Annotated in this window: 11 protein-coding genes; 5 read left to right on the top strand and 6 right to left on the bottom strand. The window is 70.2% G+C overall.

The window, feature by feature from the left end:
- Positions 1-88: 88 nt before the first annotated feature.
- The 5 genes from OG736_RS19260 to OG736_RS19240 all read right to left on the bottom strand — a co-directional run bounded on the left by OG736_RS19260 (position 89) and on the right by OG736_RS19240 (position 5298).
- Positions 89-757 (bottom strand): hypothetical protein, encoded by a 669-nt coding sequence (locus OG736_RS19260; RefSeq protein WP_442817051.1) that lies wholly within the window; start codon positions 755-757, stop codon positions 89-91.
- A 165-nt stretch (positions 758-922) separates the two neighbouring features.
- Positions 923-1765: an S-methyl-5'-thioadenosine phosphorylase gene (locus tag OG736_RS19255; protein WP_327183546.1), complete on the bottom strand. Its 843-nt coding sequence runs from the start codon at positions 1763-1765 to the stop codon at positions 923-925.
- A gap of 75 nt (positions 1766-1840) precedes the next feature.
- The gene (locus tag OG736_RS19250) at positions 1841-2161 is read right to left on the bottom strand and encodes an FmdB family zinc ribbon protein (protein WP_327183545.1); all 321 of its coding nucleotides are present in this window, start codon (positions 2159-2161) and stop codon (positions 1841-1843) included.
- Positions 2162-2228: 67 nt separating this feature from the next.
- Positions 2229-3521 carry an MFS transporter gene (locus tag OG736_RS19245; RefSeq protein WP_327183544.1) on the bottom strand — a complete coding sequence of 431 codons (1293 nt, stop codon included), beginning with the start codon at positions 3519-3521 and terminating at the stop codon, positions 2229-2231.
- Positions 3522-3798: 277 nt separating this feature from the next.
- Entirely contained in the window at positions 3799-5298 is a 1500-nt protein-coding gene (locus OG736_RS19240) for a potassium/proton antiporter (RefSeq protein ID WP_108221780.1), read from the bottom strand.
- Between the two features lie 267 nt (positions 5299-5565).
- Between OG736_RS19240 and OG736_RS19235 the strand changes: the two genes are divergently transcribed.
- Complete coding sequence (locus tag OG736_RS19235; RefSeq protein WP_327183543.1) at positions 5566-8355, top strand: penicillin acylase family protein; 2790 nt, start codon at positions 5566-5568, stop codon at positions 8353-8355.
- 69 nt (positions 8356-8424) lie between these two features.
- Here the strand turns inward: OG736_RS19235 and OG736_RS19230 are convergent, their stop codons facing one another.
- The gene (locus tag OG736_RS19230; protein ID WP_327183542.1) at positions 8425-9039 is read right to left on the bottom strand and encodes a 5-formyltetrahydrofolate cyclo-ligase; all 615 of its coding nucleotides are present in this window, start codon (positions 9037-9039) and stop codon (positions 8425-8427) included.
- A 104-nt stretch (positions 9040-9143) separates the two neighbouring features.
- On the opposite strand from OG736_RS19230, the gene galU reads away from it, so the two are divergent.
- From galU to OG736_RS19210, 4 genes are all read left to right on the top strand, one after another.
- Positions 9144-10046: a UTP--glucose-1-phosphate uridylyltransferase GalU gene (gene galU, locus OG736_RS19225; protein WP_327183541.1), complete on the top strand. Its 903-nt coding sequence runs from the start codon at positions 9144-9146 to the stop codon at positions 10044-10046.
- Between the two features lie 5 nt (positions 10047-10051).
- Complete coding sequence (gene glp / locus OG736_RS19220; protein WP_327183540.1) at positions 10052-11377, top strand: molybdotransferase-like divisome protein Glp; 1326 nt, start codon at positions 10052-10054, stop codon at positions 11375-11377.
- 63 nt (positions 11378-11440) lie between these two features.
- Positions 11441-11920: a cyclic pyranopterin monophosphate synthase MoaC gene (gene moaC, locus OG736_RS19215; protein ID WP_327183539.1), complete on the top strand. Its 480-nt coding sequence runs from the start codon at positions 11441-11443 to the stop codon at positions 11918-11920.
- Positions 11917-12453 carry a MogA/MoaB family molybdenum cofactor biosynthesis protein gene (locus OG736_RS19210; RefSeq protein ID WP_327183538.1) on the top strand — a complete coding sequence of 179 codons (537 nt, stop codon included), beginning with the start codon at positions 11917-11919 and terminating at the stop codon, positions 12451-12453. The genes moaC and OG736_RS19210 overlap by 4 nt, the downstream gene beginning before the upstream one ends.
- Positions 12454-12457: the final 4 nt, after the last annotated feature.

Raw genomic sequence — 12457 nt, 5'->3', positions numbered from 1 at the left:
GTACAGGTTGTGGAACAAACAGCTCCGCAACCTACGTCAACGCCAGGAGGGCGTGTCCAATTCGGCCCCTCGGACGAGGAACTCGACGTCACCACAGGGTCACCGCCAGCCGAGCTGTCGTGCTCGCCCCCGCCAGGCGCGCGGCGGTGGACCGGGGCACCGACAGGACGACCAGCGCCCCGTCGTCAGCGGTATCGGTGTTCAGCGGCTCCGGCACCTTCGTCACCAGGGCCCCGCGCGCGACCACATGGGCGTCGCCGCCCGCGCCGTCCACACCGCCCAGCGGCGCCGGTTCGGCGGCGATGACATCGACCCGGTCACCGGGGCGCAGCAGCCCAACCGTGGCCGCGTCGGCGATCCGTACCGGCGCCGTCACCTTCTCCCCGGCGCGAGAGCCATGTGCAGGGGCGCGTAGTGGAGCATGCGCGCGGGGGTGTGAGCGCCCGCCCGCGTCCGCGCGCGCGACCCCACCGGGGTGTCCGCGGGCCGGATCGCCGTCCCGGGGGCCGGACGCCACGAGCGCGGCGGCGGTGATGGCGAGCCCCAGGGCGAGGGCCCGCCGCCGGCTCCGCACGAGCCGTCCCAGCCGGTACCGCCCGCCGCGGACCCGTACGGGAGCGAAGGGCGGCACCTCGCAGATGGCCGGAGCGTCCGTGCCGGGTGGACGCGCCACGTAGGAGAGCGGGGACGGGGTGGGCGAGGGGAGCGGACGGGAAAGAGGGGGGAGAGGAGAGGGAGGAACGGGGGAGTCGGACATGGGGTCACCACCAGCGACGAGGAACGGGTTTGCGAAGCCACGATGAGCCTTCGCGCCGCCGCCCGCCGGAGCCGGTGGACCACCGCCGGATTGTGGACAACTCCCTCACCCGAAGGAGAACTTCCGCGCCCGAGGATCCCTTTCCCGCTTCGCCCCCTGCACCCGCTACGGCAGCTCGAACCCCGGATTCAGCCCGCCCAGCGCGTTCGCGCACAGGCAGTCGCGCTCGTCGGCGGAGGGCAGCGCGGCCACCGCGTCGAACAGCACGTCCCGCAGCCGGTCCACGTTCGCCGCGAACACCCGCAGCACCTCCTCGTGCGACACGCCCTCACCGCTCTCGGCGCCCGCGTCCAGATCGGTGACCAGGTTCAAGGACGTGTAGCAGAGCTCGAGTTCCCGGGCCAGCGCGGCCTCCGGGTGACCCGTCATGCCCACCACCGACCAACCCTGCGCCTGGTGCCACAACGATTCGGCGCGGGTCGAGAACCGCGGCCCCTCGATCACGACCAGCGTCCCGCCGTCCACAGGCTCCCACTCACGGCCACGCGCCGCCTTCAAGGCCGCCGACCGTCCCGCAGGGCAGTAGGGGTCGGCCAGGGACACATGCACCACGTTGGGCACCGTGCCGTCCGGCAGGGGCAGCCCGTCGAAGTACGTTCCGATCCGCGACTTCGTGCGGTCGACCAGCTGATCGGGCACGAGCAGTGTGCCGGGCCCGTACTCCGGGCGCAGACCGCCCACCGCGCACGGACCGAGGACCTGGCGCGCCCCGACCGAGCGCAGCGCCCACAGGTTGGCCCGGTAGTTGATCCGGTGGGGCGGCAGATGGTGTCCGCGTCCGTGCCGGGGCAGGAAGGCGACCCGCCGGCCGGCGATCTCGCCGAGGAAGAGCGAGTCGCTGGGCGGTCCGTAAGGGGTGTCGACCTGGAGCTCGGTCACGTCGTCGAGGAACGAGTAGAAGCCTGAGCCGCCGACCACACCGATCTCTGCGTTCGCCTTGTTCGCCATGCGTCGCACCCTAACCGCCCCGGGAAACGCCGAAGACCCCGTCGTCGTAAGACGACAGGGTCCTGTGAGCGAGCCTTATGCGGCTGAGCTGCTGCCGGTCGAGGTGCCGGTGCTCGACGACTTCGAGTCCGAGGACGAGGACGTCGAGGTCGACGGCTTCGAGTCGGAGCCGGACGTCGACGACTTCGAGGACGACGCCGGCGAGCTGCTCGACGAGGAGCCGCGGCTGTCGTTGCGGTAGAAGCCGGAGCCCTTGAAGACGATGCCGACGGCGGAGAACACCTTCTTGAGGCGGCCACCGCAGTTGGGGCACTCGGTCAGGGCATCGTCGGTGAACTTCTGCACCGCCTCGAGGCCCTCGCCGCACTCGGTGCACTGGTACTGGTAGGTCGGCACTGTCTTCCTCCTGGCACTCTCACTCAGTGAGTGCTAACGACGGTCTATCTTGACGTATTCCGGGGGATCAGTCCACTGTCACCGGCACGCGGTGACCGACGCCACGTGCGACGGTACGCGCGCGGGGGCGCGTCTCCAGCCGTGAACGCAGTGCCAGCAGGGTCACCAGGGCCAGCACGGTGCCCCCCAGGGGCACCAGGAAACCGGCGCCGCCCCAGAAGCGGTCCTCCAGCTGTCCGGCGATCGTGACGGCGGCCGCCTGCCCGAGCGCGACCGCGCCCGTCAGCCAGGTGAACGCCTCGGTGCGGGCGCCGGCCGAAACCAGGTCCTCGACCAGCGTGTAGCCGGTGATCAGCGCGGGCGCGATGCACATGCCGACCAGGAGACCGAGGCCCGCGAGGACGGGCACCGAGTGCGCCGCCCACAGGCCGGAGGCGACGAGCGCCAGTGCGGCATAGGCGACGACCAGACGCCGCCGTGGGGCGACCTTCCAGGCGATGGCGCCGCAGACCAGACCGGAGAGCATGTTGCCCGCGGCGAAGGTGCCGTACAGGACGCCGTTCAGGCCGGGCTCGCCGATGGACTCGGTGAACGCAGCCAGCGAGACCTGCATGCCGCCGAAGACGGTACCGATGCCCAGGAAGGCCACGATCAGCACACGCACCCCGGGGACGCGCAGAGCCGAGGCGTGCTCCACGCGCGCGTGCCCGGCGACGGCGACCTGGGGCTGCGTGCTCTTGCTCGCGGCGAACAGCAGACCGCCGAGCAGTGTGAGCGCGGCCTCGGTGACCAGGCCGGCGGCCGGGTTCACGGCGGTGCACAGGGCGGTCGCCAGCAGCGGGCCGAAGACGAAGGTGAGCTCGTCGGTGACGGACTCGAAGGCCGCGGCGGTGGTCATCAGGGGCGAGCCCTTCAGCCGCGCGCCCCAGCGGGCCCGCACCATGGGCCCGATCTGCGGTACCGAGGCGCCCGTGGGCACGGCCGCCGCGAACACCGTCCACAGGGGTGCGTGGGTCAGGGCGAGCACGGTGAGGGTGAGGCCCGACAGCGTGTGCAGGAGCACGCCGGGGATCAGCACCGCGCGCTGCCCGTAGCGGTCGGCGAGCCGACCGCTGTAGGGCGCGCACAGCGCCATGGAGACACCGGTGACGGCCGCTGCGGCACCGGCCGCGCCGTACGAGCCGGTGGTGTGCTGCACGAGCAGCACGATGGAGATGGTGAGCATGGCGAACGGCTGGCGGGCCGCGAAGCCGGGCAGCAGGAACGTCCAGGCGCCGCGGGTGCGCAGCAACTGTCCGTATCCCGGGCGGGGCGAGGCCGACGAGTCCTTCGACGGCTCGGTGGTGACCGTGGATGCCACGGCCCGTGCCTTTCTGCCGCCTGGTAGCGCGACCCCGCCCGGAGGGCGGGGGCGCCGAGAGCTGTCCTCTTGCGCGTGCTGCGGTAGATGCCGGTGCTCGCCGCACGAGGTGTCCCGGCCGCCATACGGTCGCGCCAGCTCTGCGTCAGGCAGAGTTGGTTCGATCAAGGTGTGCCTTCATCGTACAGGGATCAAGGTGCGTCATCCCTGTGAAAATGAGCACCGTAAGGCTGGCCGCCTCCGAATGAAGGAGGTGTGAACGGTGCGAAACATGCACTTAACGCGCGCCGCCGCCCGTGCCCAGCCATCCGGCGAGCTTGCCGCCGTGCCCGACGGCGCGCAGTCGCCGTTCGGCCGCGTCGCGGACCGGGTCGGTGGCGACGACGAGGAGTTCGTCGCCGTGTCGCAGCACGGTCGTCGGCAGCGGCACGAACGACGTCCCCTCGCGCACGACGAGGGTGACGGCCGCCCCGGCCGGCAGGCGTAGCTCGTTGACCTCGACGCCGTGCATCTTCGACCCCTCGGGGATCGCCACGGACAGCAGGTGCCCGCGCAGCCGCTCCAGGGGCGCCGACTCGACGCCGAGGTCGGCGGCCTCGGGGTCGCCGCCCAGGCGCAGCTTGCGCGCCAGCCAGGGCAGCGTCGGCCCCTGGATCAGGGTGTAGACGACGACCAGGACGAAGACGATGTTGAAGATGCGGCGGCTGCCGTCGACGCCGTTCACCATGGGGATCGTCGCCAAAATGATGGGGACGGCGCCGCGCAGCCCGGCCCAGGACATCAGCGTCTGCTCCTGCCAGGGCACCCGGAACGGTGTCAGGCACAGCACGACGCTCAGCGGGCGGGCCACCATGGTCAGCACCAGGCCGATGACGAGTGCGGGCAGCACGTCGTCGCCCAGCTCGTGCGGGGTCACCAGGAGGCCGAGCAGCACGAACATGCCGATCTGGGCGATCCAGCCGAGGCCGTCGGCGAACCCACGGGTGGCGGGCCAGTGCGGCAGTTTCGCGTTGCCCATGACCATCGAGGCGAGATAGACGCCCAGGAAGCCGCTGCCGTGTGCCAGGGAGCCCGCCGCGTACGCGGTGACCGCGATGGCCATGACGGCGATCGGGTAGAGGCCGGAGGCGGGCAGCGCGACGTGCCTGAGGCCCCAGGAGCCCAGCCAGCCGACCGCGAGCCCGATGGCGGCGCCGATGGCCAGCTCCAGCGCTATCTCGCCCAGCAGCACGTACCAGTGCTCCACGGGGCCTGCCGTGGAGAAGGCGACCACCAGGATGACCACCGGGGCGTCGTTGAAGCCGGACTCGGCCTCCAGCGTGCCCGTCACGCGCGAGGGGAGGGGGATCTTGCGCAGGACGGAGAAGACCGCCGCCGCGTCGGTCGAGGACACCACCGCGCCGATGATCAGCGCCTGTCTCCACTCCAGCCCGGTCACGAAGTGTGCGGCCGTGGCCGTGACGCCGACGCTGACCGCGACGCCGGCCAGTGCCAGCGCCGTGGCGGACGGCAGGGCCGGTTCGATCTCTTTCCACTTCGTGCCCAGGCCGCCCTCGGCGAGGATCACGACCAGGGCGGCGTAGCCGATGACCTGGGTCATCTCGGCATTGTCGAAGTGGATGTTGCCGATGCCGTCCTGGCCCATGAGGACGCCGATGCCCACGTACACGAGCAGGCTGGGGAGCCCGCTGCGCGAGGAGATCCGGACCGCTGCGACGGCGACGAGCAGGACTAGCGAGCAGACGAGCAGGAGCTGGTTGAGGTGGTGGACAGTCAGCGGCGGTTCCCTTCACCGGCGCGCGCGGCTTGCGCGCGGGCGCACATGTGCTTCGGATACATCGGACACGAAGCTGCGAGCTTCGGACCCAACTACTTCGTTACCTTACCTAACTCTTGACGATTTCTTGACGCTCGGCGAGGGAAGATCGAACATCCCTCCGTACCGGTACCCGACTCCGCGTCAAGTGGCACAAGGCCCTACGCCTATGGTTGCTCCAGCACTCCAGGACCGCCTGCCGCTCGCGTTAGGACAGCAAGGACAGCGATGCCCCCCAACACCACCGCCACATCGGGTGACAAGCCCGGCAAGTCCGGCAGGAAGAAGGGGCGCAAAGCCCGTTTGATCGTGCTTGTGCTGGTGCTGGCCCTCATCGGAGGCATCGCCTACGGCGCCTACTGGTCCATCAGCACCGTCCGCGCGTCCTTCCCGCAGACCAAGGGTTCGATCACGCTCGAGGGCCTGACCGGGCCCGTCGACGTGAAGCGGGACGGCTACGGCATCCCGCAGATCTACGCGGACTCCGACGAGGACCTGTTCATGGCGCAGGGCTATGTCCAGGCCCAGGACCGGTTCTACGAGATGGACGTCCGCCGCCACATGACCTCCGGGCGGCTCTCGGAGATGTTCGGCAAGAGCCAGGTCGACAACGACGAGTTCCTGCGCACTCTGGGCTGGGACCGTGTCGCCAAGAAGGAGTACGACAGCAAGCTGTCGGCCGACACGAAGAAGTACCTCCAGGCCTACGCCAAGGGGGTCAATGCCTACCTCAAGGGCAAGGACGGCGCCGACATCTCCCTGGAGTACGCGGCTCTGGGGTTCACCAACGACTACAAGCCCACCGAGTGGACCCCGGTCGACTCGGTCTCCTGGCTGAAGGCGATGGCCTGGGACCTGCGCGGCAACATGCAGGACGAGATCGACCGCGCCCTGATGACCAGCCGTCTCGGCCCGGCCCAGATCGCCGAGCTGTACCCGCAGTACCCGTACGACCGGAACCAGGCGATCGTCCAGGACGGCCAGTACGACGAGCTGACCAAGACGTTCGAGCAGAGCGACGGCCAGAGCGACTCCGACGACAGCTCCACGGACGGCACGGGCACGTCCTCGGACTCGTCCTCGGGCAGTACGGAGGGCTCGGCCCTGCAGAGTCAGCTCTCGGGCCTCTACAACGTCCTGGACGACCTGCCCACGGCCGTCGGCGTGAACGGTAACGGCATAGGCTCGAACTCCTGGGTCGTCGCCGGCAAGAACACGATCACCAGTAAGCCGCTGCTGGCCAACGACCCGCACCTGTCGGCGTCGCTCCCGTCCGTCTGGTACCAGATGGGCCTGCACTGCCGTGCCGTCTCCAGCAAGTGCCAGTACGACGTCTCCGGCTACACCTTTGCGGGCATGCCCGGTGTGATCATCGGCCACAACCAGACCATCTCCTGGGGCATGACCAACTCCGGCGTCGACGTCACGGACCTCTACCTGGAGAAGCTCTCCGGGGACGACGGCTACCAGTACGACGGCAAGGTGAAGCCGTTCGTCACGCGCGAGGAGACCATCAAGGTCGCCGGCGGCGAGTCCAAGAAGATCGTCGTCCGGCAGACGGAGGACGGGATGCCCCTCCTGTCCGACCGTGACGACGAACTCATCGATGTCGGCAAGAAGGCCACCGTCGACGACGTCGACGCTTCGGCGCCCGACCGCGGTGACGGCTACGGCGTCGCCCTGAAGTGGACCGCGCTGACCGCCGGCACCTCCATGGACGCCGTCTTCGAGATCGACAAGGCGAAGGACTGGGACAGCTTCCGCAAGGCGGCCGAGAAATTCGACGTGCCCTCGCAGAACCTCGTCTACGCCGACACCTCGAACCACATCGGCTACCAGCTGCCCGGAAAGATTCCCACGCGCGCGAAGGGCGTCGACGGCTCGATCCCCGCGCCGGGCTGGGACTCCAAGTACAAGTGGAAGGGCTTCATCGACTTCGATGAGCTGCCCTACGAGTACGACCCCGACCGCGGCTACATCGTCACCGCCAACCAGGCCGTCGTCGACAAGGACAAGTACCCGTACACGCTCACCACGGACTGGGGTTACGGCGCGCGCAGCCAGCGGATCACCGACCTGATCAAGGGCAAGATCAAGGGCGGCGGCAAGATCTCCACCGACGACATGCGCCAGATGCAGCTCGACGACGACAGTGAGATCGCGAAGCTGCTCGTGCCCGTGCTGAAGAAGATCAACCTCGACGACCCGGACGTCCGCGAGGCACAGAAGCTGCTGGAGAACTGGGACTTCACCCAGGACGCCGACTCGGCCGCGGCCGCCTACTTCAACGCGGTCTGGCGCAACATCCTCAAGCTGGCCTTCGGCAACAAGCTGCCCAAGGAGTTGCGCGTCGAGGACCAGTGCCTGTGGGTCGACCCGGTCAACACCACCGGCCCGGTCGACGACACCGAGAAGGTCCGCGAGTGCGGCCAGCGCGACGCCGACCAGGCGCAGCCGGACGGCGGCGACCGCTGGTTCGAGGTCGTGCGCAACCTCATGACGAAGACGGACAGCGACTGGTGGACGACGCCCGACTCGGGTACCCGCCCCGGCGCGGACCACGACCGCGACAAGCTGTTCGCGCGTGCCATGATCGACGCCCGCTGGGAGCTGACCGCCAAGCTCGGCAAGGACATCGACACCTGGAGCTGGGGCCGGCTGCACCGCCTGTTCCTGAAGAACCAGACCCTGGGCACCAGCGGTCCCGGTTTCCTTCAGTACATCCTCAACCGCGGCCCGTGGAAGCTCGGCGGCGGCGAGGCGACGGTCAACGCGACCGGCTGGAACGCGGCCGGCGGCTACGGCGTCGTATGGGTGCCGTCGATGCGGATGGTGGTCAACCTCGACGACCTCGACAAGTCGAAGTGGATCAACCTCACCGGAGCCTCGGGGCACGCCTTCAGCGCTCACTACACCGACCAGACGAGCAAGTGGGCCGACGGTGAACTGCTCGACTGGTCCTTCTCGAAGAAGGCGGTCGACGACAGCACCAGCGACACCCTGGTGCTCAAACCCTGAGCTGCCGACCGTCCGGAAGGGGCCCTCCACGCGCGCGTGGAGGGCCCCTTCCGTATGAGGGTGCGTATGTCAGGTGAAGCGGCGCACCCCCGACGGGGTCACCACCGCGTGCACCGGCCGGTCGTGCGCCTCTCCGGGGACGTGCTCGACGACCTCGGCGTCGTACAGGAGCACCATCAGCGAGGGGTGGGCCCCGGAGTCCGTCAGCCGGGCCAGCACGCGGTCGTACGATCCTCCGCCGCGCCCCAAGCGCATGCCGCGCGCGTCGACCGCCAGTCCCGGCAGCAGCACCACGTCGGCGGCCGTCACGGCGTCCGGGCCGAGGCGCTCGCCGGCCGGCTCCAGGAGGGCCATCTTCCCGCCGTGCAGGACCCGCGCGAGAGAGCCTTCGCCGGTGTAGGCGCCCCAGTCCAGGTCGTTGTCGGGCAGCAGCGCGGGCAGCAGCACGCGCACGCCCCGCGCGCGCAGCGCGTCCAGCAGCGCCAGGGTGCCGGGCTCGGTACCCACGGAGACGTACGCCGCCACCGTGCGCGCGTGCGTCAACTCGGGCAGCTCCAGGGCCCGCTCGGCCAGGGCGACGGCCGCCGCGCGCACGTCATCGGGCGTCAACCTGTTTCTCACGGCGAGGAACCCTCGCCGCAACGTACGTTTGTCAGACTCTGGTCCGCCTTCGAGGTGGCTCATATGTCGCTCCTGCACTTGTCCTACACCGCTCCAATGCGCTCATATGATCATCAATTAACCGGAGCCACAGATCCCTCTCAAAGTCACCGGATAAGGTTGCCGACATGACGCAGTCGCACCCCAGGATCAGCAAGGCTGTCATCCCCGCAGCCGGCCTCGGCACCCGGTTTCTGCCGGCGACCAAGGCCACTCCCAAGGAGATGCTGCCGGTCGTGGACAAGCCGGCTATCCAGTACGTGGTCGAGGAAGCCGTCTCCGCCGGCCTCGACGACGTCCTCATGGTCACAGGCCGCAACAAGCGCCCGCTCGAGGACCACTTCGACCGCAACTACGAACTCGAGTCGGCCCTGCAGAAGAAGGGCGATGCCGCCCGGCTCGCCAAGGTCCAGCAGTCCAGCGACCTCGCGACCATGCACTACGTGCGCCAGGGCGACCCCAAGGGCCTCGGACACGCCGTCCTGTGCGCGGCCCCGCATGTAGGGCAGGAGCCCTTCGCCGTCCTGCTGGGCGACGACCTGATCGACCCCCGCGACCCGCTGCTCCAGCGGATGATCGAGGTACAGGAGCGGAACGGCGGCAGTGTCGTCGCGCTCATGGAGGTCGCCCCCGAGCAGATCCACCTCTACGGCTGTGCGGCCGTGGAGGCGACCGTGGACAGCGACGTCGTCAAGGTGACCGGCCTCGTCGAGAAGCCGGACCCGGCGGACGCCCCGTCGAACTACGCGATCATCGGACGCTACGTCCTCGACCCGAGCGTGTTCGGCATACTGCGGCAGACCGAGCCCGGCCGCGGCGGCGAGATCCAGCTCACCGACGCCCTCCAGCAGCTCGCGCAGGACGAGAAGGTCGGCGGCCCCGTCCACGGCGTCGTCTTCAAGGGCCGCCGCTATGACACCGGCGACCGCGGCGACTACCTGCGTGCCATTGTCAGACTCGCGTGCGAACGTGAAGATCTGGGTCCGGACTTCCGGTCCTGGCTTCGCAGTTACGTCACCGAGGAGATGTAGCCACTTTGAGCACCGCCGCGCACCGCCCCACCGGCCAGGACCAGCTCTGGTCGGTGGACGAACACCTGGAGGACATCCTCGCCACCGTCCGCCCCCTGGAGCCCATCGAGCTGCAACTGCCCGACGCCCAGGGCTGCGTCCTGGTCGACGACGTCATGGTGCCGGTCTCACTGCCGCCCTTCGACAACAGCTCCATGGACGGGTACGCGGTGCGGGTCGCGGATGTCGCGGGCGCGAGCGAGGAGTTCCCGGCGGCTCTGGACGTCGTCGGGGACGTCGCGGCGGGACAGGCGGCCGACCTGCTGTACGTGGGACCCGGCCAGGCCGCCCGGATCATGACCGGCGCCCCGCTCCCGGCGGGAGCCGAGGCCGTCGTCCCCGTGGAGTGGACCGACGGCGGACTCGGCGAGGGTCCGGTCAGCGGGATGCGTGCCCGCAGCCTCGCCCCCGAGCAGGCCTCGGGGCACGTGCGCGTGTACCGGCCCGCCGAGGCACGCGCGCATGTACGCGCGAAGGGCAGCGACGTGAAGGCGGGAGACCGTGCCCTCGACGCCGGGACCGTCCTCGGACCGCCCCAGATCGCCCTGCTCGCCGCGATCGGCCGGGGCGCCGTACGCGTGCGCCCGCGCCCGCGCGTGGTCGTGATGTCCACCGGCAGCGAACTCGTCCAGCCCGGCGAGGAGCTGGGCAGCGGCCAGATCTACGACTCCAACAGCTTCGCCCTCACCGCGGCAGCCCGGGACGCCGGCGCCATCGCCTACCGGGTCGGCGCGGTCGCCGACGACGCCGAGACGCTGCGCTCCACCATCGAGGACCAGCTCGTCCGCGCCGACCTCGTCGTCACCACCGGCGGGGTGAGCGTCGGGGCGTACGACGTCGTCAAGGAGGCCCTCGAGCACGTCGGCGACGAGGACGAGGCGGGCAGCGGTGTCGAGTTCCGCAAGCTCGCCATGCAGCCCGGCAAGCCCCAGGGCTTCGGCTCCATCGGGCCCGATCACATCCCCCTGCTGGCCCTGCCGGGCAACCCGGTGTCGTCGTACGTCTCGTTCGAGCTCTTCGTGCGCCCCGCCATCCGCACCCTCATGGGCCTCGAGGACGTCCACCGGCCCACCACGCGCGCGAAGCTGATCGTCGACAAGGCGCTGACCTCGCCGAAGGGCCGCAGACAGTTCCTGCGCGCCACCTACGACGACGGCACCGTCCGCCCCGTCGGGGGCGCCGGCTCCCACCTGGTCGCGGCCCTCGCGCACGCCGACTCGCTCATCGTCGTCCCCGAGGACGTGGAGTCCGTCGAGCCCGGTGCCGATGTCGAGGTGGTCCTCCTCGGCTGAGTCCCCCTGGTTGGGGGTACCGTGTCGCGCACAACAGGCCCGGACCGGGAGCGCCACACCACCATGAGTACGCAGGACCGACTGACGCACATCGACGACGTGGGCGCCGCCCGCATGGTCGACGTTTCCGGCAAGGACGTCACCGCGCGCACCGCGCGTGCCAGCGGACGGGTCCTCGTCTCGCCCCGTGTGGTCGAGCTGCTGCGCGGCGAGGGGGTACCCAAGGGGGACGCGCTGGCCACCGCGCGGATCGCGGGCATCATGGGCGCCAAACGCACCCCGGACCTGATCCCGCTGTGCCACCCCTTGGCCGTCTCCGGTGTGAAACTGGATGTGTCGGTCGCGGACGACGCCGTGGAGATCACCGCCACGGTGAAGACGACGGACCGCACGGGCGTCGAGATGGAGGCGCTCACCGCGGTCACCGTCGCCGCGCTCACCGTGATCGACATGGTGAAGGCGGTCGACAAGGGAGCGGTCATCACGGACGTGCGCGTGGAGGAGAAGACGGGCGGCAAGTCGGGCGACTGGAGCCGGGCATGACACTCGACACATCGGTCGGTGGCGCCGTGCCCGCTCCGTACAGCGCGCTCGTCGTGACCGCCTCCAACCGGGCCGCCGTCGGCGTCTACGAGGACAGGGGCGGCCCGCTGATCGCCGAGGGCCTGCGCGGCTTCGGCTTCGCCGTCGACGGGCCGCGGGTGGTCCCCGACGGGGACCCGGTGGAGGCGGCGCTGCGGGCCGCCGTCGAGGCCGGGTACGACGCCGTCGTCACCACCGGTGGCACCGGCATCTCGCCCACCGACCGCACCCCCGAGGCGACCCGCGCGGTGATCGACCACGAGGTGCCGGGCATTGCCGAGGCCATCCGGGCGTACGGCCGGGAGAAGGTGCCCACCGCGGCGCTCTCCCGGGGCCTGGCCGGAGTTGCGGGCGGCACGTTGATCGTCAACCTGCCGGGCTCCACCGGCGGGGTGAAGGACGGGCTGGCCGTCCTGGAGCCCCTGCTGATCCACGCCGTCGACCAGATCCGTGGCGGCGACCACCCCAGACCGAGCCACGGGGGTGCGAGCTGAACAC

The organism is Streptomyces sp. NBC_01334 (assembly GCF_035983595.1).
GTDB classification, from domain to species: Bacteria; Actinomycetota; Actinomycetes; order Streptomycetales; family Streptomycetaceae; genus Streptomyces; species Streptomyces coriariae.
The sequence above is the reverse complement of the archived record's forward strand: the minus strand, read 5'-3'. Positions and strand labels throughout refer to the sequence as shown.

Coding starts and splice junctions, on each gene's coding strand:
- OG736_RS19260 (WP_442817051.1), bottom strand. CDS start 757: ATGTCCGACTCCCCCGTTCCTCCCTCTCCTCTCCCCCCTCTTTCCCGT.
- OG736_RS19255 (WP_327183546.1), bottom strand. CDS start 1,765: ATGGCGAACAAGGCGAACGCAGAGATCGGTGTGGTCGGCGGCTCAGGC.
- OG736_RS19235 (WP_327183543.1), top strand. CDS start 5,566: ATGCCCCCCAACACCACCGCCACATCGGGTGACAAGCCCGGCAAGTCC.
- OG736_RS19230 (WP_327183542.1), bottom strand. CDS start 9,039: ATGAGCCACCTCGAAGGCGGACCAGAGTCTGACAAACGTACGTTGCGG.
- galU (WP_327183541.1), top strand. CDS start 9,144: ATGACGCAGTCGCACCCCAGGATCAGCAAGGCTGTCATCCCCGCAGCC.
- moaC (WP_327183539.1), top strand. CDS start 11,441: ATGAGTACGCAGGACCGACTGACGCACATCGACGACGTGGGCGCCGCC.
- OG736_RS19210 (WP_327183538.1), top strand. CDS start 11,917: ATGACACTCGACACATCGGTCGGTGGCGCCGTGCCCGCTCCGTACAGC.